This window comes from Streptomyces formicae (assembly GCF_002556545.1).
GTDB classification, from domain to species: domain Bacteria; phylum Actinomycetota; class Actinomycetes; order Streptomycetales; family Streptomycetaceae; genus Streptomyces; species Streptomyces formicae_A.
Genome location: NZ_CP022685.1, coordinates 8,021,595 through 8,044,622, shown reverse-complemented (window position 1 = coordinate 8,044,622; position 23,028 = coordinate 8,021,595). Strand labels below are relative to the sequence as shown.

21 protein-coding genes and 1 pseudogene are annotated in these 23,028 nt (G+C 72.2%); 11 read left to right on the top strand and 11 right to left on the bottom strand.

Annotated features, from left to right (window positions below; all coding sequences use genetic code 11):
• Nucleotides 1-28 precede the first annotated feature (28 nt).
• A complete protein-coding gene (locus KY5_RS35030) occupies nucleotides 29-490 on the bottom strand; it encodes a MarR family winged helix-turn-helix transcriptional regulator (RefSeq protein WP_098245964.1) in 462 nt (153 codons plus the stop codon).
• A 103-nt stretch (nucleotides 491-593) separates the two neighbouring features.
• On the opposite strand from KY5_RS35030, the gene KY5_RS35025 reads away from it, so the two are divergent.
• From KY5_RS35025 to KY5_RS35015, 3 genes are all read left to right on the top strand, one after another.
• The gene (locus KY5_RS35025) at nucleotides 594-1,517 is read left to right on the top strand and encodes a quinone oxidoreductase family protein (RefSeq protein WP_098247685.1); all 924 of its coding nucleotides are present in this window, start codon (nucleotides 594-596) and stop codon (nucleotides 1,515-1,517) included.
• A 141-nt stretch (nucleotides 1,518-1,658) separates the two neighbouring features.
• Nucleotides 1,659-3,539 carry a sialidase family protein gene (locus tag KY5_RS35020; RefSeq protein WP_098245963.1) on the top strand — a complete coding sequence of 627 codons (1,881 nt, stop codon included), beginning with the start codon at nucleotides 1,659-1,661 and terminating at the stop codon, nucleotides 3,537-3,539.
• A gap of 10 nt (nucleotides 3,540-3,549) precedes the next feature.
• The gene (locus KY5_RS35015; RefSeq protein WP_234363015.1) at nucleotides 3,550-4,800 is read left to right on the top strand and encodes a DUF4185 domain-containing protein; all 1,251 of its coding nucleotides are present in this window, start codon (nucleotides 3,550-3,552) and stop codon (nucleotides 4,798-4,800) included.
• Here the strand turns inward: KY5_RS35015 and KY5_RS35010 are convergent.
• Entirely contained in the window at nucleotides 4,739-5,791 is a 1,053-nt protein-coding gene (locus tag KY5_RS35010; protein ID WP_098245962.1) for a bile acid:sodium symporter family protein, read from the bottom strand. The genes KY5_RS35015 and KY5_RS35010 overlap by 62 nt on opposite strands.
• 127 nt (nucleotides 5,792-5,918) lie before the next feature.
• On the opposite strand from KY5_RS35010, the gene KY5_RS35005 reads away from it, so the two are divergent.
• Nucleotides 5,919-6,803: a LysR substrate-binding domain-containing protein gene (locus KY5_RS35005; RefSeq protein ID WP_098245961.1), complete on the top strand. Its 885-nt coding sequence runs from the start codon at nucleotides 5,919-5,921 to the stop codon at nucleotides 6,801-6,803.
• Nucleotides 6,804-6,886: 83 nt separating this feature from the next.
• Here the strand turns inward: KY5_RS35005 and KY5_RS35000 are convergent, their stop codons facing one another.
• The gene (locus tag KY5_RS35000) at nucleotides 6,887-7,873 is read right to left on the bottom strand and encodes an Lrp/AsnC family transcriptional regulator (RefSeq protein ID WP_098245960.1); all 987 of its coding nucleotides are present in this window, start codon (nucleotides 7,871-7,873) and stop codon (nucleotides 6,887-6,889) included.
• A gap of 124 nt (nucleotides 7,874-7,997) precedes the next feature.
• Between KY5_RS35000 and KY5_RS34995 the strand changes: the two genes are divergently transcribed.
• Together KY5_RS34995 and KY5_RS34990 are read left to right on the top strand one after the other, a co-directional pair.
• Entirely contained in the window at nucleotides 7,998-9,494 is a 1,497-nt protein-coding gene (locus tag KY5_RS34995) for an MFS transporter (RefSeq protein ID WP_098245959.1), read from the top strand.
• 112 nt (nucleotides 9,495-9,606) lie between these two features.
• A complete protein-coding gene (locus KY5_RS34990) occupies nucleotides 9,607-9,804 on the top strand; it encodes a DUF2304 domain-containing protein (RefSeq protein WP_098245958.1) in 198 nt (65 codons plus the stop codon).
• 4 nt (nucleotides 9,805-9,808) lie between these two features.
• On the opposite strand, the gene KY5_RS34985 is transcribed toward KY5_RS34990, so the two are convergent.
• Nucleotides 9,809-10,420 (bottom strand): hypothetical protein, encoded by a 612-nt coding sequence (locus KY5_RS34985; protein WP_234363014.1) that lies wholly within the window; start codon nucleotides 10,418-10,420, stop codon nucleotides 9,809-9,811.
• A 302-nt stretch (nucleotides 10,421-10,722) separates the two neighbouring features.
• On the opposite strand from KY5_RS34985, the gene KY5_RS34980 reads away from it, so the two are divergent.
• The 5 genes and pseudogenes from KY5_RS34980 to KY5_RS43295 all read left to right on the top strand — a co-directional run bounded on the left by KY5_RS34980 (nucleotide 10,723) and on the right by KY5_RS43295 (nucleotide 17,462).
• A complete protein-coding gene (locus KY5_RS34980) occupies nucleotides 10,723-12,522 on the top strand; it encodes an AMP-dependent synthetase/ligase (protein ID WP_199843681.1) in 1,800 nt (599 codons plus the stop codon).
• A 116-nt stretch (nucleotides 12,523-12,638) separates the two neighbouring features.
• Nucleotides 12,639-13,907 carry an ABC transporter substrate-binding protein gene (locus KY5_RS34975; RefSeq protein WP_098245956.1) on the top strand — a complete coding sequence of 423 codons (1,269 nt, stop codon included), beginning with the start codon at nucleotides 12,639-12,641 and terminating at the stop codon, nucleotides 13,905-13,907.
• 55 nt (nucleotides 13,908-13,962) lie between these two features.
• Nucleotides 13,963-16,674 (top strand): ABC transporter permease subunit, encoded by a 2,712-nt coding sequence (locus KY5_RS34970; protein WP_098245955.1) that lies wholly within the window; start codon nucleotides 13,963-13,965, stop codon nucleotides 16,672-16,674.
• Nucleotides 16,675-16,760: 86 nt separating this feature from the next.
• A pseudogene (locus tag KY5_RS43300) lies at nucleotides 16,761-17,171 on the top strand (ATP-binding cassette domain-containing protein); the annotation flags it as partial.
• Entirely contained in the window at nucleotides 17,169-17,462 is a 294-nt protein-coding gene (locus KY5_RS43295; protein WP_418952888.1) for a hypothetical protein, read from the top strand. The pseudogene KY5_RS43300 and the gene KY5_RS43295, both read left to right, overlap by 3 nt.
• Nucleotides 17,463-17,475: 13 nt before the next feature.
• Here KY5_RS43295 and KY5_RS34960 read toward each other — a convergent pair whose 3' ends face one another.
• The 7 genes from KY5_RS34960 to pqqA form a co-directional block, all read right to left on the bottom strand.
• Nucleotides 17,476-18,588, bottom strand: coding sequence for a PQQ-dependent sugar dehydrogenase (locus KY5_RS34960; RefSeq protein ID WP_098245953.1), 1,113 nt, complete (start codon nucleotides 18,586-18,588; stop codon nucleotides 17,476-17,478).
• 1 nt (nucleotide 18,589) lies between these two features.
• Nucleotides 18,590-19,630, bottom strand: a complete 1,041-nt coding sequence (locus tag KY5_RS34955) for a chitinase (protein WP_234363012.1) — start codon at nucleotides 19,628-19,630, stop codon at nucleotides 18,590-18,592.
• A 90-nt stretch (nucleotides 19,631-19,720) separates the two neighbouring features.
• Complete coding sequence (gene pqqE, locus KY5_RS34950; protein WP_234363011.1) at nucleotides 19,721-20,836, bottom strand: pyrroloquinoline quinone biosynthesis protein PqqE; 1,116 nt, start codon at nucleotides 20,834-20,836, stop codon at nucleotides 19,721-19,723.
• A complete protein-coding gene (gene pqqD, locus KY5_RS42795) occupies nucleotides 20,833-21,111 on the bottom strand; it encodes a pyrroloquinoline quinone biosynthesis peptide chaperone PqqD (RefSeq protein ID WP_234363010.1) in 279 nt (92 codons plus the stop codon). The genes pqqE and pqqD overlap by 4 nt, the downstream gene beginning before the upstream one ends.
• Nucleotides 21,108-21,818, bottom strand: coding sequence for a pyrroloquinoline-quinone synthase PqqC (pqqC, locus tag KY5_RS34945; RefSeq protein ID WP_234363009.1), 711 nt, complete (start codon nucleotides 21,816-21,818; stop codon nucleotides 21,108-21,110). The genes pqqD and pqqC overlap by 4 nt, the downstream gene beginning before the upstream one ends.
• Nucleotides 21,815-22,723 (bottom strand): pyrroloquinoline quinone biosynthesis protein PqqB, encoded by a 909-nt coding sequence (gene pqqB / locus KY5_RS34940; RefSeq protein ID WP_098245951.1) that lies wholly within the window; start codon nucleotides 22,721-22,723, stop codon nucleotides 21,815-21,817. The genes pqqC and pqqB overlap by 4 nt, the downstream gene beginning before the upstream one ends.
• Nucleotides 22,724-22,733: 10 nt before the next feature.
• Nucleotides 22,734-22,874, bottom strand: a complete 141-nt coding sequence (gene pqqA / locus KY5_RS34935; protein WP_098245950.1) for a pyrroloquinoline quinone precursor peptide PqqA — start codon at nucleotides 22,872-22,874, stop codon at nucleotides 22,734-22,736.
• Nucleotides 22,875-23,028: the final 154 nt, after the last annotated feature.

Here is a 23,028-nt window from a genome sequence, read left to right as displayed (position 1 = left end):
GCCCCCTGCGCCGGTCGGGCCCACTGCCCTAGGCCCTGTCGTCCCGGCCTTCGTCGACACCCGAGATCCTGGTCAGCATCGCCAGGAACCGCTCGCGCTCGGCCGCCGAGAGCGGTGCGAGGAGGTCGTCGTTGGCGCGCTCGGCCGCCGCCGCACAGCGCGTCACGAGCCGCCTCCCCCCGTCCGTGATGGTGATCGCGTTCTTGCGCCGGTCGGTGGGGTCGGGCGCGCGGTCGACGAGCCCCTCGGCCTGGAGGTCGTTGATGACGCCGACCACGTCCTTGGGGTCGAGCGAGACGCTGCGGCCCAGCTCGGCCTGGGCGACGGGGCCGAGGTCCGCGACGGCGGAGAGCACCACGTGGTGCCACATCTTCAGCCCCTCCCGGGCCAGCGCGTCGGCGACCAGGCCACGGCCACGGGCCGCCGCGCGGCCGAGCAGCCAGCTGGGCAGGGTGCGGATGGTGCTGGGTGCGGGCGGTGTCGTGGGCATGGGGGAAGCCTAGCCGAGAATCATTGGACATCCCAACGATAGGTGCCCTAAGGTCAAGCATCGTTGGAGCTCCCAACGATCCCGTCCCTTGGAGGTGGTGCCGATGCGTCGCGTCCGGTACGAGCACAGCGGTGGTCCCGAGGTCCTGTTCATGGAAGAGGCCCCCGTCCCCGAGCCCGGCCCCGGCGAGCTCCTCGTGCGCGTCGAGGCGGTCGGCGTGACGCTCCCCGTCGTACGCAAGGTCCGCGAGCCCCGCGATCCGATCGTGCTCGGCGGGGAGGTCGCCGGTGCCGTGGTCGCGCTCGGCGAGGGCGTCACCGGGTACGCGCCGGGCGACCGCGTCACCGGTCTGGTCTTCGGGCACGGGTACGCGGATTTCGCCCTCCTGCACACCGCGATGGCCTCCCCCGTCCCCGCGGGGGCGAGCGCCGTGGAGGCGGTCGCCCTGGTGCGGTCGGGCCTCGTCGCGTACGGCGCGCTCGACGCGGCCCGCCCCGAGCCCGGCGAGTCCGCGCTCGTCACGGCGGCCGCCAGCGGGGTGGGCCATCTCGCCCTGCAACTCGCCAGCTCGAGAGGCGCGGCGCGCGTCGTGGCCGCCGTGTCCTGCCCCGGCAAGGCGGACTTCGTGCGCGGGCTCGGTGCCGACGAGGTCGTCACGTACGGAGAAGAGACGTGGGGCGAGCCCGTCGACTACGTCCTGGACGCGGTCGGCGGCGACCTGCTCACGCCCGCCGTCACCTCCCTCGCCCCGCACGGCCGGCTGGTCGCCTACAGCTCGGGCGGCGGGACCGTGGCGGCGTACGACCTGCTCGTCGGCGCCAAGTCGGTCATCGGCTTCCAGATGGCGCTCGTCGCGCGCGGGAAGCCTCGGGTGTACGAGACGTGGCGGCGCGAACTGTGGCGGCTGTTCGCGGCCGGGGAGCTGCGGCCCGCCGCGCACGCGGAGTTCCCCCTCGCGGACGCGGCACGGGCGCACGAGGTCATCGAGGCGCGGAGCAATCGGGGCAAGGTCGTCCTGATCCCCTGACGCACGCTTCTTGTGGGGTGCCGAAGCGCCCAAGTAGCGTCTGTGGCACGCACGTCGGACGTGGGATGTCAGGATGTCAGGTCACTCACTGTCCGACGTCACCGTCATGAGTCGCCATCGCCATGAAGGGCGGTCCGCACCATGCCATCGAGTCTCCGTGTACGCCTCAGATCGCTCCGTACCGCCGCCGCTGCCGTGACGGCGGTGGCCGTCGGAGCCCTGCTGCCCGCGCCCTCGGCGCAGGCCGCGCAGACGCCGCCGTTCGAGCAGCAGGTCCTGTTCAGGGCCTCCCAGGATCCCGGGTACGCCTGTTACCGCATTCCGGCCGTGGTGAAGACGACCAAGGGCACGCTCCTGGCCTTCGCCGAGGGGCGGGTCAACGACTGCAGCGACGCGGGTGACATAGACCTCGTGCTCAAGCGGTCCCACGACGGCGGCAGGACCTGGGGACCGCTCCAGGTGATCAACGAGGGCGCGGGCGACACGCACGGCAATCCGGCGCCGGTCGTGGACCGCGAGAGCGGCCGCGTGCTGCTCGCGGAGACGTACAACACCGGCCGCACGGACGGCAAGAACTGCGACGTGCCGTGCGACCGGACGCCCCACCTCCAGTACAGCGACGACGACGGGGCCAGCTGGTCGGCGCCGCGCGACCTGAGCGACGAGATCCTGCCCGCCGACTGGAACTCCTGGTACGCGACCGGGCCCGTGCACGGCATCCAGCTCACCCGCGGCAAGCACGCGGGGCGGCTCGCCTTCTCCGTCAACGCCGAGACGTGGAACGGCAGTCGGGTCACCGCCAACCACGCCGCGCTGATCATCAGCGACGACGGCGGGGACCACTGGCGGATCGGCGCGAAGGACTCGTACCCGATCGCCGACGACGGCACGTTCCGCCAGAAGCCGTCCGAGATGACCCTCACCGAGCGGCCCGACGGCGCGGTCTACGTCAGCGGCCGCGAGCAGGACGGCACCGACCTCGGCCACCGCACGCACGCGATCAGCTACGACGGCGGCTCCTCGTTCGCCGCCCCCTTCCGGGCCCTGCCCGACCTCTACACACCCCAAGTGCAGGGCTCCACGCTGTGGTTCGGCGGGCGCATGCTGCTGGCCTGCCCCGGCGACCCCGACCGGCGCCGCACCCTGCAGATCCGTTCGTCGTACGACGGCGGGCGCACCTGGGACAGCGTGGACCGGGGCACGACGGTGACCACGGACTGGTCCGGCTACTCGGACCTGGTGCGGGCCGACGGCGCGCACGTGGGCCTGATGTACGAGGGCGGCGCGGTCGACGCGCGCGACGAGATCCGCTTCGCGCGGTTCACCGAGGACTGGCTCAAGCCGCGCAGGGGCCAGGACCCGACGACCCGCGACCTGGCCGGGGGCGCCCGTCCCGCGGCGGTGCTCGGCGGGGCCGCCGAGACCGAGGGGCGGTTCGGCGGCGCGCTCGCCTTCGACGGCACGGACGACGCCGTGCGCCTGCCCTTCCGGCGCCAACTCCCGTTGGGGGCAAAGGACTTCACCGCCTCCCTGTGGTTCCGCTACTCCGCGACCACCGGTGAGCAGCCGCTGCTGTGGATGGGCGGCATAGGGACCAACCAGCCGCAGGTGTGGCTGCGCGGCGAGCCCGCGAGCAACCGCGTCACCGGGCTCATCACCACCCGGGACGGCGCCGCGCCCCCGAAGTCCGCCTCCGTGCGCACCACCGGCGCGTACAACGACGGCCAGTGGCACCACGTCGCGCTACGCCGGGGCGCCGGGCAGCTGACGCTCTTCCTGGACGGCACGGCGCTCAGCACCGCCGACGTGCCGGGCTCGGTCAGCCGCAACTCGCCCTTCGGCGTGCACGTCGGACAACGCATGGACAGCCGGGCCCACTTCACCGGCTCCATCGACGAAGTACGGGTCTACGACCGCGCGTTGAGCGACAGTGAGATGGACGCTCTGCGTACCGGCGACGCCCCTGTGACTCGGGACACCGTGGTCCGACTCCCCATGGACCGCGTGCGCGACAGCAACTAACGTCCCGGGCGTGTCCGCCCCAGAACGCCTCGCCCCGGGGCCGCGCAGGATCTGGCTGGTCCTGCTGCTCGCCCTGGCCTGCGCGGCCGTGCTGCTCATCGCCCTCCCTGACGAGGACAGGGAGGGCGGTGCGGCCTGCCGTCCGCGCACCGTGGCGTCCTGGTCCGCCGACGAGAAGGTCACCGGGGAGTTCGCGCGCTACGGCGACGACACGACCCGTACCGACGACTGGACCGGCGGTGACGGCACCCACTCGGTGCGCCTGCCGGACGGCCGGGTCCTGTGGCTGTTCTCCGACACCTTCCTCGGCCAGGTGCACGCGCCGCCCAACCCGGCGGGCCAGCCGCACACCTGGCGCGACACGAACACCCCGATGACCCGCAACTCGGCGGTCCTGATGTCCCGTTCGGGCACCCTGGAGGGCACCCTCGCCTCGCCCCTGTTCCCCGACCCGGCGCCCCAGCAGTGGCGCTGGCCGGTCGCGGCGCGGGTGGAGCCGCGCTCCCCCGGCTCGGACGAGCAGGTCGTCCGCGTCCTGCTGTGGACCCGGATGGCGAGTCAGGGCCCCTGGATCTACGGCGTGCCCCTCGCCACGGAGGTCGCCACGCTCTCGCTGCCCGACCTGCGCGTCGAGAACATCGTGAAGGTCTCCGACCAGCAGTCGGTGGCCGATCCGGAGAAGCGGGTCCTGTACGGCACGACGACGGTCGACGACGACGGCTGGACGTACGTCTTCGGCGGCACCGACGCCCAGGCCACCGCGCGCCCCACCTCGCACGCCTACGTGGCACGGGTCCCGCACGGCAGGCTCGCCGACGCCTCGGCGTGGGAGTACTGGGACGGGGACGGCTGGGGCTCGCAGGACACGCACCGGCCCGTGCTCGGGGACGGCAAGCGCAAGGGGGTGGGCAGCGCGTTCACCGTGGTGCGCGACGACGGGACGTACGTCCTGTTCACGATGGCCGCGGGCACCGAAGGCCTGACCGGCGTCACCTCGTACTGGGCCTGCTCCCCCACCGGACCCTGGCACGGGCCCGCCAAGGGCTTCCAGGCGCCGCTGCCCGACGACGGCGCGGCGCGCCAGGACACCGCCGCCTACAACCCGCAGGCCCACGCGGCGCTCGGCGGGGACGGCCGCATCACGCTCAGCTACGACGTCAACTGGCTGGACGCGACGCCCGCGAGCGCGCAGGCGAACATCAGCCGGAACGTGTCCCTGTACCGGCCGCGGTTCGTGACGCTGCGACTGGCGGCTCGCTGACGGACTCCGCCAGGCCGTGCTCCTCCGCGTCGCGCGAGCGGCGCTTGGCGATCACCGCGCAGACCATCAGCTGCATCTGGTGGAAGAGCATCAGCGGAAGCACGGCCAGCGACGCCTGCGCCCCGAACAGGACGCTCGCCATGGGCAGTCCCGCGGAGAGCGACTTCTTCGACCCTGCGAACTGGATCGCGATGCGGTCGCCCCGGGGGAAGCCGAGCCTCTTCGCCCCGTACCAGCTCAGCGCCAGCATCGCGGCGAGCAGCACCGCCTCGACGCCGAGCAGCGCGAGCAGCCGCAGCGGGGTCACCTGGTGCCAGACGCCCTCCACCATGCCCTGGCTGAACGCGGTGTAGACGACGAGCAGGATCGAGCCCCGGTCGACGTAACCGAGGACCTTCTTGTGCCGGGCCAGGAAGCCGCCGACCCAGCGGCGCAGCAACTGCCCGGCGACGAACGGCACCAGCAGTTGCAGCACAATCTTGCCGAGCGAGTGCGCCGAGAAGCCGCCGCCGCTGTTGCCGAGCAGCGCCGCCGCGAGCAGCGGGGTGAGCAGGATGCCCGCCAGCGAGGAGAAGGAGCCCGCGCAGATCGCGGCGGGCACGTTGCCGCGCGCGATGGAGGTGAAGGCGATGGACGACTGGATCGTCGAGGGCACCAGGGTGAGGAAGAGGAAGCCGCTGTAGAGCGCGGGCGTCAGGACGTGGGGCACGAGGCCCTTCGCCGCGAGCCCGAGCAGCGGGAAGGCGACGAACGTACAGACCAGGACCGTGAGGTGCAGCCGCCAGTGCTTGAGGCCGTCCATCGCCTCACGGGTGGACAGGCGCGCGCCGTAGAGGAAGAAGAGCAGCGCGACGGCGCCGGTCGACGCGCCGGACGCGACGTCGGCTGCGCCACCGCGGGCGGGGAGCAGGGCCGCGAGCCCCACGGTGCCGAGCAACGCCACGATGTAGGGATCGACCGGCATCCACGACGGCCACTTCAGGCGTTTCACGGTGCTCCATGCTCTTGGTGCGGGGGTGTGCCCGCACCATGATCCTCTCGATCGGCATGATCGGGAATCCCGTATACCGCTCTCACTGTCATCACGGAACGCGATAGCCGGGTCTAGGCTGTCCCCCGTGTACGACCCTTCGCAGCTCCGTACGTTCCTCGCGGTCGCCCAGACGCTCAGCTTCACCCAGGCCGCGCGCCGCCTCGGCCTGCGCCAGTCCACGGTGAGCCAGCACGTGCGCCGCCTGGAGGACGCCACAGGACGACAGCTCTTCACCCGCGACACCCACGCCGTGGAGCTGACCGAGGACGGCGAGGCGATGCTCGGCTTCGCCCGTCGCATCCTCGCCGCGCACGAGCAGGCGGCGGCGTTCTTCACCGGGACGCGGCTCGGCGGGCGGCTGCGGTTCGGCGCGTCCGAGGACTTCGTCCTCACCCACCTCACCGACATCCTGGAGTCCTTCCGGCACGACCACCCGGACGTCGACCTGGAACTGACCGTCGAACTCTCCGGCACGCTGCACGAGCGCCTCGACGCGGGCAAGCTCGACCTGGTGCTCGCCAAGCGCCGCCCGGAGGATCCGCGCGGCGAACTGGTCCGGCAGGACGACCTCGTGTGGATCGGCGGCGAACGGCTGCGCCTCGACCCCGAGCGCCCGGTGCCGCTGATCGTGTACCCGCCGCCCGGCATCACCCGCGCCCTCGCCTTCGAGGCCCTGGAGCGCAGCGGCCGCGCCTGGCGCGTGGCCTGCACGAGCGGCAGCCTCAACGGTCTGGTGGCGGCGGCCCGCGCGGGCCTCGGCGTGATGGCGCACTCCCGCGGTCTGATCCCACCGGGCCTGACCCGCGTCCCGGACCGCGCGGGCCTGCCCGAACTGGGCCGCGTCGACTTCGTCCTGCTGCACGGCGAACGCCGCGCGTCGGCACACGGCGCGGCGGACGCGCTGGCGAGGACGATCTTGGCGGGCGGGGATCGGGTCCACAGGGAGCGGCGCTACGGGGAACGGCGCTGAGGGGTGCCCCGTAAGGGGCGCGGGGAACTGCGCGACCAGCCACATCCGACCCGCGGAATCCGATCCCCCCCCCAAGAAAAGCACTACCGCAGCGGCCGCGGATACGTGAGCTCCTTCACCCTGCGCACGAGCGGCGCGGACTCCACGTGCCGAATCCCGTCGAGCGCCCCCAGCGTGCGACTGAGATAGCCGTAAAGCTCCCCCGTGTCCCTGGTGATCACGCTCGCCATCAGGTTCGAGGGCCCGGTGGTCGCGGAGACGTGCGCCACCTCCGGGTGCGCGGCCATCGCACGGCCCACCGTGTCGAGAGCGCCGGGGTCAACGGTGACCCAGAGCATCGCCGCGGTGCCGAAGCCGAAGCGCGCCGTGTCGTACTCCGTGTCGACGTACACCGCGCCGGTCTCCAGGAGGCGGGCGAGTCGGCGCTTGACCGAGGACTCGGAGCGCCCGGTGATCCGCTGGAGTTCGGGGTGGGTGACGCGGCCGTCGGCCTTGAGCGCGGCCACCAGGGGCTCGTCCTCGGGAGCGATCCGCGCGGAGCCCCGTTCACCGTCCACCGCGCAGGGGGCCGGGCGCACCGCGGCCACCTGCTCGGCGCTCAGCATGCCGTGCTTGCCGATCCAGCCGGTCCTGCCGCCGTAGAAGCGGTGCAGCAGTTGGTAGGCGGTGACCTCGATGATCTGCCGGGTGCGCAGGAGCTTGCCGAACACCAGGTCGTCGTAGTCGCTGGAGGTGCGGGGCAGCGTCATGCAGACCACCTCCGTACCCGCGGAGATGAGGTGCACCCAGGCGGTGTCGGGGCGCCGCGCCAGGGCCGCCGCGATGGCCTCGGCGCCGTCCGGCGCGCAGCGCAGCCGCAGCATCCACTGGTCCCTGCCGAGCAGTTGGGTGTCCCTGACCCCGACGATCCGCAGACCCGCGTGCGCGCACATGCGGCGGTAGCGGCGGGCGACGGTCTGGTCGGAGACGCCGAGGACGGTGGCCAGGCGACTGAAGGGGGCCCTGCCGTCCACCTCCAGGGCGTGCAGCAGCTTGAGATCGAGGTCGTCGAACGCCTCGGATTCCTTCATCGGACCGCACCTCAATGTCGAATTCAGTCACTCAGACGTCTCGTGGCACTGGGATCGCCCACCGCCGCCCCATCGTACGAGGGCAAGAGATCCATCGGACGACGTGGGGAAGAGGACAGAGACGATGCGTACATGGGGGCCGCTGACCGCGGTGTCTCTGGGGACGTTCATGCTGCTGCTCGACGTGACCATCGTGGTCGTGGCGCTGCCCGACATGGCTCGGGCGCTCGGCGCCTCGCTCGGCGATCTGCAGTGGGTCATCGACGGGTACGCGCTCGCGCTCGCCGCGCTGCTCCTGGGCGTCGGCGCGGCGGCCGACGTGCTCGGCAGAAGGCGGCTCAACATCATCGGCACCGGCGTCTTCGCCCTTGCCTCGCTCGGCTGCGGGCTCGCGTCCGACGCCGGTCTGCTGGTGGCGGCGCGCGCCGCGCAGGGGCTCGGGGCCGCCGCGATGTTCGCGACGACGCTGCCGCTGCTCGGCGCCGCCTACCAGGGCCGCGACCGGTCGGTCGCGCTCGGCGTGTGGGGCGCGGTGAGCGGGGCCGCGGCGGCGCTCGGCCCGATCGTGGGCGGGCTGCTCACCGAGGGGCCCGGCTGGCGCTGGATCTTCTTCGTGAACCTGCCGGTGAGCGTGGCGTCGATCTGGCTGACGCTGCGCGTGGTGCCCGAGTCGAAGGGCCCGGCGGGGCGCCGGATCGACTGGGCGGGCACGGCGTCCTTCGCGGTCTTCGCGGGGGCGGGGACGTACGGCGTGCTGCGCGGCGGCACGCACGGCTGGGCGTCGACGGCGGCCGCCGCGGCCTTCGCGGTCTCGGCGCTCGCGCTGGTCTGCTTCGTCCTGGTCGAACGGCGCGCGGCCCAGCCGCTCCTGGACCTGCGGCTGCTGCGCAAGCCCGCCTTCACCGGGGTCCTCGTCGGCGCGATCGGCTACAACGCGGCGGCGTTCGGCGTGATCCCCTACCTGTCCATCTGGTTGCAGACGGTGCTCGGCATGAGCCCGGTGCGCGGCAGTCTGGTGCTGCTCCCGCTGGCCGGGATGTCGTTCCTGGTGGCCGCGGTCGGCGGCCGGCTGTTGCACGGGGTCGCGCCGCGCCTGGTCATCGGCGTCGGGCTGCTCCTGATCGGCACGGGCGCGCTCTGCATGGCCGTGCTCGACGCCGACTCGTCCTGGACGTCACTGGTGGCGGGCCTGACGGTGACGGGTGTGGGCGCGGGCCTGGTCGCACCGGCCCTCGCGGGCGCCGCGCTCGCCGCGGTGCCGCCCGCGAACGCCGGGATGGCGGGCGGCGCGGTCAACACCTTCCGCCAGCTCGGCTACGCGGTCGGGGTCGCCCTCTTCGGCACGGTGCTCACCTCCCGCATGCAGGACTCGATCGGTCGCGAGGCGGCCCACACCGCGGCGGGCGGCGGCGCGTCGGCGCTGCACGGCACGGTCCCCGCGGACGCGGTCCGCTCGGCGTTCGCCTCGGGTCTGAACGGCGCCTCGCTGACGGCGGGCATCGCGGGTCTGGTCGCCGGGGTGCTGGTCCTCGTGATGGTCCGCACGCCACGGGACACGGCGGCCCCGGTCGCGGTGGCGACTCCCGAGCGGGCGCCGCGCGTCGAGGAACCCGTGCGGTGATCCCGGACGGTCGGCCCCGGGGGGACGGGACCGGGGCCGATCGCGGAGCGTAGCCACTCGATTGGCGGGCTGTGATCGTCGGGACTAGCATGGGAATCCGAGGTGAACCCGCATGTCCTCCCTTCATCTGCCGGTCATCCTGGTGCTGGCCGCCGCCGCGTTCTTCCTGTTCAGGAAGGGCGGCACCAAGCTCTCCCACGTACTCGTCTGCGCGGGGTTCGGCTTCTACCTGGCCGACACCGCTGCCGCGGCGAACGTACGGTCCGCGCTGGGCTCGGCCCTGTCCGCCGTCAGCGGCATCGTGGGCTGAGCCGTCAGCTGACGACCTGGTCCCCGTCGGGCACGTCCTCGACCGAGACGAGACCGGGTGCCGTACCGAGCCCCTCCGACACCGCGCGGGCGATCCCGTCCGGGTCGGGGACGGTCGGGACCGGAACCTGCTCCCCCTCGCCGTAGCTCTCGATCGCCTTCGCGAAGTAGCTCGGATGCCAGGCGCCGACGGCTCCCCTGACCTCGACCGAGGCCACGGCGCGGTCACCGACACGCCCCTTGAGCGCGGCCAGGATCTGATCGGAGCGCAGCTCGCCCGGCACCTGGAACAGGCTGGCGTGCGCGCCGACGAGGCCGCCCTCCCGCAGCCGCACGGTCACCGTGAGGCAACTGGTGACGCTCGGATAGGTGATGACGCCCCCGGGCGCGACCTCCTCGACCTGGCCTTCCGAGATCGTCGCCTTGTCGGGGGCCGCCACGCTGCTCGCCGCACGCGGCCCCGCGCCGACGCCCTCGTGGGCCTGGGCCGCGGGGCCGAGCCCGAGTTGCAGCGCCAGCAGCGCCGTCGGCAGGGCCACGGCGCACACGCCGGTGATCCTCCGTCCTCTCGTCGCGGCGGCTCGGCGCGCGGGGCGGGGCGGGTGGTGCGCTGGCATGGGTTCTCCTGAACAAGTAACCGGGTCGGGACGGTCGGGGTGCGATGATCGGGTCGAGAGGGGCGCGTACGTCTGCACGCTGCGTACAGATTCGGTGGAGATTACGGAACCGAAACTTACTCCAGGGTAAGCATTCTGTCCGACCCTTACCCTTGTGGCCGTATTTCACCGGCTGACCTGTGCTGATGGTCCGTACCGACGCCGTTTCGACCCCCTCCCGAAGGCAGGCGGGGTGGGGTACCGTCACGGCGCTGTGCGGAGCGCCACAAGGAGCATCATTGCGCGAGTTCACGAACCCTCCGATGGCGTCGGCGCCGCTGGTGGGCGGCCTTGCCGACGCCGTGTTCGACCATGCCGCCGAGGACCCGCTGCGCATCGCCCTCGGCCGCAAGACGGACGGGCAGTGGCACGACGTCACCTCCGGCGAATTCCGCGACGAGGTGCTCGCGCTGGCCAAGGGACTCATCGCGCAGGGCGTCAGGTTCGGGGACCGCGTCGCCATCATGTCCCGCACCCGCTACGAGTGGACGCTCTTCGACTTCGCGCTGTGGGCCATCGGCGCCCAGGTCGTGCCGATCTATCCGACGTCGTCGGCCGAGCAGGTCTTCTGGATGCTGCACGACGCGCAGGTGTCCGCCGCGATGGTCGAGCACGAGGACCACGCGATGACGATCGGCTCGGTGATCGACCGGCTTCCGCAGCTGCGCAGGCTCTGGCAGCTGGACGCGGACGCCGTCGGTGAACTGAACGGCGCGGGCCGGGACATCGACGACGACGTGGTCCACCGCCACCGGCGCGCGGTCACGCCCGACTCGATCGCGACGATCATCTACACCTCGGGCACCACGGGCCGCCCCAAGGGCTGTCTGATCTCGCACGCAAACTTCATGTTCGAGGCCGATGTGATGGTGGCGCGCTGGGAGCCGGTCTTCCACTCCAAGCGCGGCGACGAGGCCACGACCCTGCTCTTCCTGCCGCTCGCGCACGTCTTCGGGCGCATGGTGCAGATCGCGGCGGTGCGCGGCCGGGTCAAGATGGGGCACCAGCCGAACCTGAACGCGGCGGCGCTGCTGCCCGATCTGGCCGCGTTCCGGCCCTCGTTCATCCTGGCCGTGCCGTACATCTTCGAGAAGGTCTTCAACGCGGCGCGGCGCAAGGCGGAGGCGGCGGGCAAGGCGGGCGCGTTCGACAAGGCCGTGGAGTGCGCGGTGCGCTACGCCGAGGCCATGGAGGCCAGGGCGTTCGGCACGGGCTCGGGACCCTCGGCGTCGCTTCGCATGCAGCACCAGGTCTTCGACAAGCTCGTCTACTCCAAGGTGCGCGAGGCGATGGGCGGCCGGGTGCGGCACGCGATGTCGGGCGGCTCCGGCATGGACCGCAGGCTCGGGCTGTTCTTCGCGGGCGCGGGCGTGACGATCTACGAGGGGTACGGCCTGACCGAGTCGACGGCCGCCGCGACCGCCAACCCGCCCGAGCGCACCCGCTACGGCACGGTCGGCCTCGCCATCCCCGGCACCACCGTGCACATCGCCGACGACGGCGAGGTGTGGCTGCACGGCGGCAACGTCTTCCAGGGCTACCTGGGCGATCACAAGGCCACCGCGGCGAGCCTGCACGACGGCTGGCTCGCCACCGGTGACCTCGGCTCCCTCGACGAGGACGGCTATCTGACGATCACCGGGCGCAAGAAGGAGATCCTGGTGACCTCAGGCGGCAAGAGCGTGTCACCGGCCCAGCTGGAGGAGCGGGTGCGCGATCACCCGCTGGTCGCGCAGTGCATCGTCGTCGGCAACGACCGCCCCTACATCGCGGCGCTCGTCACGCTGGACGCGGAGGCCGTCGAGCACTGGCTCACCATGCGCCGCAAGCCGCTGCTCTCCCCCGGCGAGCTGGTGCGCGACCCGGATCTGGAGACCGAGGTGCGACGGGCCGTGGTGGCCGCCAACACCCTGGTCTCACAAGCCGAGTCGATCCGTACGTTCCGGATACTGGCGCACCAGTTCTCCGAGGAGCACGGGCTGCTCACCCCGTCCCTGAAGCTGAAGCGGAAGGCGATCGAGCAGGCGTACCTCACCGAGGTCGAGGCGCTGTACAAGACCTAGGCGCTCCACCGGCCCCGGTTTCTGACGGTTCATCAATTACCGACGCGCCAGTTATTGACGGTTCATCAGGTCGCACACAGAATCACCCTCACTTCGACGACGGAGGGGGCTCGACCGTGTCGCGATCGATCAGCGCCATCACCGCCACCGTGGCGGCCCTGCTGCTCGCCACCGCCTGCAACTCCGCCTCCAACAGCGGCGGTTCCGAGGGTGCGGGCGGCGGCAAGGGCGGCGGCTCCGTACGCGGGGTGACCGACGACTCCATCAAGGTGGGCGGCATCGTCTCCATGACGACCGCCAGCGGCTACAGCAAGAAGGACACCGACCTCGGCGCGAAGGCCCGCTTCGACCGCGCCAACGCGGAGGGCGGCGTGCACGGGCGGAAGATCGACTACCTGGGCGCGGAGGACGACGGCCAGGATCCCGGGAAGAACCTCGCCGCCGCCCGCAAACTCGTCCAGCGCGACAAGGTGTTCGCGATATCCCCGATGAGCTCGGTGACCTTCTCCGGCGCGGACTTCCTCCAGAAGCAGCGGGTGCCCACCTTCGGCTGGGGCACCATCCCGCCGTTCTGCGGCCCGAGTTACCTGTACGGATTCGGCGGCTGCATGGTGCCGATGCCCGGCGGCACGATCACCCAGAGCTGGCCCGAGGGCCTGAAGAAGGTCATGGGCGGCGCCGAGGGGAAGACCGTGGCGATCCTCGCCAACGACAACGACGCGGGCACGTTCGCCATCCGCACCTACCAACAGAGCTTCGCGGCCGCCGGGTACGAGGTGACGTACGCCAAGTCGACGGTGCCCGCGACGTCGGTGCCCAGCGACTGGTCGGCGTACACCAAGGAGATCCTGCGCTCGAACGGCGGGAAGGCACCCGACGCGGTCGTCTCCGTCATGCAGACCCCGTACAACATCGGCCTGTTCACCGCCGTCAAGCGCACCGGCTTCAAGGGCGTCCTCACCGACCCCACCGACTACGACCCCGGCCTGCTCGCCAAGAGCGCGACGAAGAAGGCCCTGGACGGGGTGCACGTGCTCCTCACCTTCCAGCCCTTCGAGCAGGACAGCGCGGACATGCGGCGGTTCAAGAAGGACATCGCGAAGGCCGCGGGCAAGAAGGTGCCGCTCAACATGCACATGATGACCGGCTACATGTCCGCCGACCTCTTCCTGGCCATCGCCGAGAAGGCGGGCAAGGACCTCGACGTCGAGTCCTTCCAGCGGGCGGCCGACGGCTTCTCCGACACCGACACCATGGTGGGCGACCGCCGACTGCCCAAGGGGCACAAGGAGTCGTTCGGGTGCGGCGCGCTCGTCCAGCTCAAGGGCAGCGCCTACACGGTCTCCTCGCCGTTCACGTGCTACGAGCCCATCCCCTTCACGTGACCCTCCCCTTCCGGCACCGCACATCCGGCTCTGCACACAAGGGGGTGCGTCACCCATGTCCGACCTGCTGGGGTTCGTCCTGAGCGGCCTCGTGTCCGGCGCCCTGTACGCCCTGCTCGCGACGGGACTCGTCCTGTCCTACTCCGCGTCCGGGCTCTTCAACTTCGCGCACGGCGCCACCGCCTACCTCTGCGCGCTCGCCTTCTACGAACTGCGCTCCGGCTTCGGCTGGCCCGCCGTGCCCACCGCGCTGCTGCTCGTCCTCGTGGTGGCCCCCGGGCTCGGCTGGGGCCTGGACCGGCTGATGTTCCGCAAGCTGGCGCGGGTCGGCGAGACCGCGCAGATCGTGGCGACGATCGGGCTGCTCGTCGCGCTGCCCGCGCTCGGCCTGTGGGTGGTGGAGCTCCTGGAGGGCGCGGGTGCCCCCGTCAAACCGGCCGAGAACCAGTTCGGCCTGCCGGGCGTCGGCCCGAGCCCCGCGAAGAGCTGGCAGCTGACGGACGGCGTCGGCATCGACTCCGACCAGCTGATCACCTGGGTGGCCACGGCGCTGGTCGCCGTCGCCCTGTGGGTGCTCATGCGGCACACCCCGCTCGGCCTCCGACTGCGGGCCGCCGTCGACAACCGCTCCCTGGTGGAGCTGCGCGGGATGAGCGCGGACCGGCTCTCCTCGGTGGCGTGGATGCTGTCGTCGGGGCTCGCCGGTCTCGCGGGCGTGCTCGCGACGCCCCTGCTCGGGCTCTCCTCGCACGACTTCACGCTGTTCCTCTTCGTCTCGGCGACCGCCGCCGTCCTCGGCCGCTTCCTGTCGGTCCCGCTGGCCTTCGCCGGTGGGCTCGGGCTCGGCGTGCTGCAGAACCTGGTCGCGGGCTACGCCGACTTCGCGGAGCGGATCACCGGGTTCCGTACGGCCGTCCCCTTCCTGATCCTGTTCGCCGGACTGCTGGTCATGACGCGGCGCAGCCGCACGGCGGGCACGGCGGCGGTGGACGCGCCGCCGATCGACTATCTCGCCGGGCGCTCGTGGACCCGCAGATGGGGACCGTGGGCGGTGGCGGCCGCGCTGCTCGCGCTCTCCTTCTACACGGTCACGACGCCCTTCTGGAGCGGCGTCCTCGCGCAGGGGCTCGCGATCTCGCTCGTCTTCGTCTCCTTCACCGTGGTGACCGGTCTCGGCGCGATGGTCTCGCTCGCGCAGGCCACGTTCGTGACGGGTGCGGCGCTGGTGGCCGGGCTCCTGATGAGCCACGGGTGGCCGTTCGCGGGCGCGGCCCTCGTCGGCACGTGCGCGGCGGCGCTGCTCGGCGCGCTCGTGGCACTGCCCGCGCTGCGGCTGGGCGGGCGCTCCCTCGCGCTCGCCACCCTGGCGCTCGCCTTCCTCGCCGACCAAGTCCTCTTCCAGCTGGGCTGGTTGAGGAACGGCGACACGGGCTGGGAGATCCCCCGGCCCGCCGTCGGGCCCGTCGACCTCTCGGACGACCGCGCGATGGGCGTGGCGATGGTCGTCCTCGTCACGGTCGCGGTCGCCGCGCTCGCCGCGCTGCGGAACTCGCCGTCGGGGCGGACCATGCTGGCGGTGCGGTCGGCGCCGGCGGCGGCGATGGCGTCGGGCGTCTCCGTCGTACGGACGAAGCTGCTCCTGTTCACGCTGTCGGCGGGGCTCGCGGGGTTCGGGGGCGTGATGTACGCGTCCTTCAACACCCGCATCACCGCTACGGACTTCACGGCGATGACGGGTCTCATCTGGCTGGCGGTGGCGGTCGCGGCGGGGGTGCGGAGGGCGCAGTTCGCGGTGGTGGCGGGGCTGGTCTTCGCGATCGTGCCGCACCTGGTCTCCGACTACGTGACGGAGTCCGTGCACGTGCCGGTGGTGCTCTTCGGGCTTGCGGGGCTGGCGCTGGCGAATGATCCGGACGGGTACTGTGCGGCGGTCTCGGTGCGGATGCATCGTCGTCGGGTGCAGAGAGCCCCCGGGGGCGGGCGTCGCACCTGGGGCTCCGCCCCAGACCCCGCTCCTCAAACGCCGGAGGGGCTGAATCATGCCCTCGCGCTCCACGGAATCCACGCCGGGTACGACGGCGCCCCCGTCCTCCACGGAGTGGACCTCACCGTCCGCCCCGGCGAGATCGTCGCCCTTCTCGGCCCCAACGGGGCGGGAAAATCCACCACTTGTCGCGTCGCGGCCGGGCTCATCAGGCCCGTCGAGGGACACGTGTACGTCGCGGGGCGCGATGTCACCCGGGAGGGGGCCGTGCTGCGGTCGCGGGCCGGTGTCCTCCTCGCCCCCGAGGGCCGGGGGATCTTCCCCTCCCTCACCATCGAGGAGAACCTCGCCCTCCACCTGAAGGACAAGGACGAACGCGACGCCGTGTACGAGCGGTTCGCGGGGCTCGCCGCGCGGCGCAAGGTCGTCGCGGGCTCCCTGTCCGGCGGCGAGCAGCAGATGCTCGCGCTCGCGCCGCTGCTCCAGCACCCGCCGACGGTCCTCGTCGCCGACGAGCCCTCGCTCGGCCTCGCGCCACGCGTGGTCGAGGAGGTCTTCCGACTGCTGGTCGAACTCCGCGACCAGGGAACGGCGTTGCTGTTGGTGGAGGAGAAGGCGGCCGAGATCCTCGGCGTCGCGGACACCGTGGCCTATCTGGCGCAGGGCCGCGTCTCCTGGTGCGGACCGCGCTCCGAGGTGCGGGCGGACCGGCTCACCGAGGCATATCTCGGCATGGCGGCGGGCGAGGGTCAGCGGACGACGAAGGGCGTGGCGCGGTCATGAGGGAGCGGGAGAAGCGGCAGTACGTCCTCGAAGCCTCGGGCGTCGGCGTCCGGTTCGGCGGGATCCACGCCCTCCGGGGCGTCGACCTCGCCGTGCGCCCCGGCGAGGTGTGCGGGCTCATCGGGCCCAACGGGGCAGGAAAGACCACCTTGTTCGACGTCCTCTCCGGCATCCGCCGCCCGGACGACGGGAGCGTCCTGCTCGACGGAGCCGATGTGACCCGCCGCTCCCCCGTGTGGCGCGCCCGGCACGGGATGCGCCGCACCTTCCAGCGGCAGCAGCTCTTCGGACAGCTCACCGTCGCCGACAATCTCGTCGTGGCACAGGAGTGGCGGGGCGGGGGTGGCGGGTTCGCCGCCGACCTGGTGGCCGCGCCCACCCGTCGTACGTACGAGAGGACGCGGCGCGAGCGGGCCGACGCGGTGCTGCGCGAGTGCGGGCTCGACGCGCTCGCCGGGGAGTACGCGGGCGCCCTGCCGGTCGGGCAGGCCCGCATGGTGGAGCTGGCCCGCGCGGTCGCGGACCCGCCCAGGGTGCTGCTCCTGGACGAGCCCGCGTCCGGTATGACGGGCGACGAGCGGGGCCAACTGGCGGCCGTCGTACGGCATCTCGCCGACGAGGAGGGCTGCGCGGTGCTGCTCGTCGAGCACAACGTGGCCTTCGTGATGGAGCTGTGCGCCCGGGTCGTCGTGCTCGACCTGGGCCGGGTCCTCGCGCACGGCACGGCGGCCGAGGTGCGCGCGGACCCGGAGGTGCGCGACGCCTACCTCGGGGCCGCCGCCCCGTGACGGGCCCGGGGGCCTAGCCGATCGGCACGCGGAAGATCGTGTCCGACCCTTCGGGCTGTCCGCCGTTGTTGTCGGCGTTGGTGGTGGACAGCCACAGCTCCTTGGCGCCCGGCACGGCGGTGACCGAACGCAGGCGCCCGTACTCGCCGATGTAGTACGCCTTCGGGGTGCCGACGTTCTCGTTGTCGGCGTTGGTCGGGATGCGCCACAGGCGCTTGCCCTTGAGCGCCGCCATGTAGACCGCCCCGTCGACGACCGCGACACCGCTCGGCGACGCCTCCGCGACGCCCCAGGTCCGCTTGGGGTTGGTCATGCCCGCGACGTCGCAGGTGCCCTCACAGGTGGGCCAGCCGTAGTTCTTCCCGGCCTTGATGAGGTTGAGCTCGTCCTTCTTGGAGTCGCCCAACTCCGCCTCCCACAGGCGCCCTTGCGCGTCGAAGGCGATACCTTGGGGGTTGCGGTGGCCGAGGCTGTACGCGTAGTTGCCGAAGGGGTTGCCGGGCGCGGGCTTCCCGTCCGTGGTCAGGCGCAGGATCTTGCCGTTGAGGGAGTTCTTGTCCTGGGCGAGCGGCTTGTCCTGGGCGTCGCCCGTGGTGGCGTACAGATAGCCGTCGGGGCCGAAGGCGAGGCGTCCGCCGTTGTGGTACTTGTTCTTCTTGATGCCCTTGAGCAGCACCTTGTAGCCGCTGACGGTCGTCCCGTCGTACGTCATGCGGGCGATGCGGTTGCCCTCGGACGAGGTGTGCATGACGTACACGTAGTGGTTCGTCGCCCAGTCGGGGTCGACGGCGAGGCCCATCAGCCCGCCCTCGCCGCCGGTGGTCTGCGACTCGGGGACGGTGCCGACCCGCTTGCGCTCCTTGCCGTCCTTGGATATCCGCCAGACCCCGAAGTCGTCGCGCTCGGTGACCAGGGCGCCGGATCCGTCGGGGAGCCAGGAAGTCCCCCAGGGGATGGTCCAACCGGTGGAGAGGGTGACGGGCGTGCCGGGCTCACCGGCCGCGGCGGTGGTGGAGGCACCCGCCGTCGCGGTGGTGGACGCACCCGCCGTCGCCGTGGTCACCGCACCGGCCACCAGCACGACGGCGGTCGCCAGCAGAACGGCTCGCTGCTTGCCGAGTTCCATCTCAACCTCCGTACTGGGCGACGATTTTGGTGAAGTCGTACGGCGACTGCGCGACGCCGCTGCACGCGTCGGCGTCACCGCCGGAGCCGCACGCGCGGTCGCGGTTGACGGACCAGAAGGAGTAGCGCGCGATGTGGTGCTGCTTGGCGTACGCGAGGATCGTCTTGAAGTCGGCCGTGGTGACGGTCTCGCCCGCCACGTCGGTCTTGCCGTTCATGGAGGACACACCGATGTGCCGGTAGGCGTCGGCGTCGCTGTAGCCGTAGGCGCTCTTGACCGCCTTCTTCAGGCCCTCCATGGCGCTGACGGACGCCTGGCCCATGGTGCCGCTGTGGCCGTCGAAGTCGAACGGCATGATCACCCAGGCGTCGTTGGCTAGCCCGGCCGCCGCGCCGCGCTTGATGAGGTCCTTGCCGGTGGCGTCGGGGCCGTTCGGCGTGGTGCCCATGGTCACGTAGGTGACGATGCCGGGGTTCTTCGCCTTGACGATCTTCAGGGCGTCCACGACGCGCTGGCGCACGGTGGCGTTGGAGAACTCGGTGTCCTCGATGTCGATGTCGAACACCTTCAGCTTGTAGGCGTCGATGACCTTCTGGTACGCCCCGGCGAGCGCGGCGGCGCCGGCACACTTCTCGCCGAGCTTGGCCCCGCTCCAACCGCCGACGGACACGACGATGTCGCCGCCCGCGCCCCTGATGGACTTGATGGCCGCCTCGTCGGAGCCGCCCTTCAGCGGACGGCTGCCGTCCCAGGCCGGGTCGCAGCCGCCGTCGGACAGGATGAAGGCGAGCGTGAACCACTTGACGCCGGTCGCGGCCATCACGTCGGTCGGCTTCTGCGGGTTTCCCCAGCCGAGGTATTCGTAGGGGGCGGCGTGGATCGTGCCGGACGCCCGAGCGGCGGGAGCGGGGGACGCCTGGGCGGACGGCTCGCCCGCCAGGGTCAGGGCCGCCGCGCCGGACAGCGCGGTGACGGCGGCAAGGGCGGCGGTCGTCGTGCGCGGACGGACCCGGGTACGGGAGCGGGGTGCGTGGAGTCTCACGTGGGGCTTACCTCTCTGCGGCAATGTCAGGAAACTTTCCTGACAGTCGGGGGACGTGCGAGGGCCCAAGGCCCTTGCGGACATGGGGAGTTACGTGAGTGCCGGTCCGGCGGTGTGCGTGCGGTAGACGTAATCGGGAGGCGCGTCGGCGGCGTCAGCCGCGTGCCCCGCCCCGTCGACCAGGGCGCGGACCATGGCGTGGTCGGGCGAGCGGTGACAGGCCGGGTCCGTGCGGGCGGCATCGCCGGTCAGGGCGTACGCCTGGCAGCGGCAGCCGCCGAAGTCGACGGCGCGCAGCTCGCAGCCCCGGCAGGTGTCACTCATCCACGCCTCGCCGCGATAGCGCGTGAACGCCTCCGACTCCCGCCAGATCCAGGACAGTTGACGGTCCCTGACGTTCGGCGCCGCGGCGCCGAGGAGATCGGCGGAGGCCGGACAGGGCAGCGCCCTGCCGTCCGGGGCGACGGTCAGCGAGAGCGCGCCCCAGCCGCCCATGCAGGGCTTCGCGACGCCGTCGACGTAGTCGGGCGCCACCCACACGATCTCCATGCGCCCTTCGAGCCGCTGCCGCCACCGCTCGACGCGCTCGCGGGCCCGCGCCACCTGCGCCCGGCCGGGGAGCAGCGCGTCGCGGTTGCGCAGCGCCCAGCCGTAGAATTGCGTGTTGGCCAGCTCAAGGCGGTCGGCGCCCCAGTCGAGACCGAGTTCCACGAGGGCGTCGAGCGCGTCGAGGTTGGCGCGGTGCAGCACGGCGTTGAGGCCGAGCGGCAGACCGGCGGCCCTGATCAGCCCGGCGGCCCGCTCCTTCGCCGCGGAGGCGCGTGCGCCCGCGATGCGCAGGGCGGCGGCCGGATCCGCGTGCTGCACGGACAGTTGGACGCTGTGCAGCCCGGCACCGACCAGCGCGTCGAGGCGGGCCCGGTGCAGACCGACGCCGCTGGTCACGAGCTGGGTGTGGATCTCCGCGGCGGTGGCGGCCGCGACGATCTCGGTGAGGTCGCGGCGCAGCAGGGGCTCCCCGCCCGAGAGATGGCTCTGCACGACACCGAGCGCGGCGGCCTGACGGAAGACGTCACCCCACTCGATGGCCGTCAACTCGTCTGCCTTGGCCGCTAGTTCGACGGGGTTGGAACAGTACGAGCAGCGCAGCGGGCAGGCGTGGGTGAGCTCGGCGAGGAGCGCCCAGGGCGGGTCGGGTTCGGTCACCGCAGCCACCCTTCGGCGCGCAACTGCTTCAGGAACGCGGGGACTTCGGCGGCGACCGGCGCGTCGGGGTGGCGGCGCGCCAGTTCCGCGACGATGGCGACGACATCGCGTGCGCCGTCGCACAGGGCCACGATGCTCCCGGCGGCGCCCCGCAGGACGACGACGCGCTCGGGCAGGACGAGGAGGTCCACGTCGCGCACCCGGTCGTGCCGGAGCAGCACGGAGCGGGAGAGCTCGGGACGCCAGTCGCCGCGTACGACGTCGTGGGTGCTCATGCGGCACCTCCGGACAGCGGCCCGACGGCGTTCCCTCGCTCGACGGCATCGAGCAGTGACCACAGGACGTCGCACTTGAACGCGAGGGCGGCGACGGCCCGATCCTGCTCCTCGGGGGTGCGGGCCCACTCCAGGACGAGGGCGAGCGCCTCCTGTCCGTCGCGAGCGCCCTGATCGACGCGCGTACGGAAGTAGGCGAGCCCTTCCGCGTCGATCCACGGGTAGTGCCGTTCGAAGGCGGCGATCCTGGTGCGCATCAGATCGGGCGCGGACAACTCCGTGAGGGAGGCGGCCACGGCGTCCAGCACGGGCCTGAGCCGACAGAAGTTGACGTACCCGTCGACCGCGAGCCGCACGCCGGGCAACACCCTTGAGGAGTCCAGGAGTTGTTCCCGCTTCAGTCCGGCCGCCTCACCGAGCCGCAGCCACCGCTCGATGCCGCCCTCGCCCTCGCGCTCCCCGTCGTGGTCCCTGATCCTGCGCAGCCAGCCGCGGCGCGGCGCCGGGTCGTCGAACTTCGCGAGGATCAGGGCGTCCTTGACGGGGATGTGCCGCTGGTAGTGGAACCGGTTGGCGATCCAGCGGCGCAGTTCCTCGCGCGTGAGCTCGCCCGCGTGCATGCGGACGTTGAAGGGGTGCCGGTCGTGGTAGCGCCCTGCGGAGACGGCGCGCAGCCGTTCCGTCAGCTCGTCCCCGTGACGTGTCACGGCTCGATCACCATCCCCTCCGATGCCACTTCGATGCCCCACTCGGCGAGGAGCTTGTGCTGCTCGGCGTGCGGGTCCCCGAGGGGGTTGGTGTTGTTGAGGTGGGTGTAGAGACAGCGCGCGGGGAGCTGCGAGAGGCGGTGGGCCGTGCCGGTGCGTCCCGCGATCGGGCGGTGCCCCATGGCGGTGGCGGTGCGGGCCGAGAAGCCGGACCGTACGGGCTCGTCGTCGTCCCAGAAGGTGCCGTCGACGAGCACGCAGTCGGCGGCCCGCGCCGCCCGCTCGAACGCGGCGCTCCACACCGCGAGGGCGGGGGCGTAGAGCACGGTCCTGCCGGTCGCGGACTCGTGGATGCGCAGGGCGACGGACCAGGTGCCCACGTCGGCGCCGGTGCCGGCGGCGTACCGGGGACGCTTGGCCGAAACCGGTACGGCGCGCAGCTGGATCCCCGCGCCGCCGGGGAGCGCCAGGCTCGCCTCGGCGGTCAGCTCGCGCCAGCGCACGCGCGTGTAGGGCTCCAGGAGGGCGTCGAGTCGCAGCCCGTCGCGCACCGCGCCGCGCACGGGTGCCGTGGCGATGACCTCGATGCCGTCGCGGGCCTCGCGCAGCCGGGCGAGGCCCAGGGTGTGGTCGAGCTCGGCGTCGGTGAGGACGACCCCGGCGACGGGGGTGCGCCGCGCGTCCTGGCCCGTGCCGGGGTTCAGGGCGGGGACCGACTCGATCTGGTCGGCGATGTCGGGGGTGGCGTTGACGAGGTACCAGCGCCCCTCCCCCGCGTGGACGGCGAGTGCGGCGTGCCGACGGCGGCGCTCCGGGTGGGCGCGCGCCCCGGTGCACCCGGGGCACGCGCAGTTCCACTGGGGCAGCCCGCCGCCCGCCGCGGTGCCGAGCACCTGCAGCAGCATGGCGGCGGGTCTACCGGTCGGCGAGGCGGTAGGCGGTGACTTCGAGGGCGGTGTCGACGATCGCGTACTCGGGACTCTGCCAGCCCGCGCTCCCGGCGTCGGACCGCTGGGCGGACTCCGGTGCGGACTTCTCCTGGTCGGTGCTGTGCATGTCGCTGCCTTTCCTGAAGAGGTGGGGTTTCAGGAGCAAGCCACTGGGACGCGGGCGGCGCAGGCGAGAGGTGCGTTCACATGAGTGTCCGGCGTTCAGTGACGTGCAACAGGGTCGCGGCATGACGGAGCACCGTCAATGGTCCGGACCGATC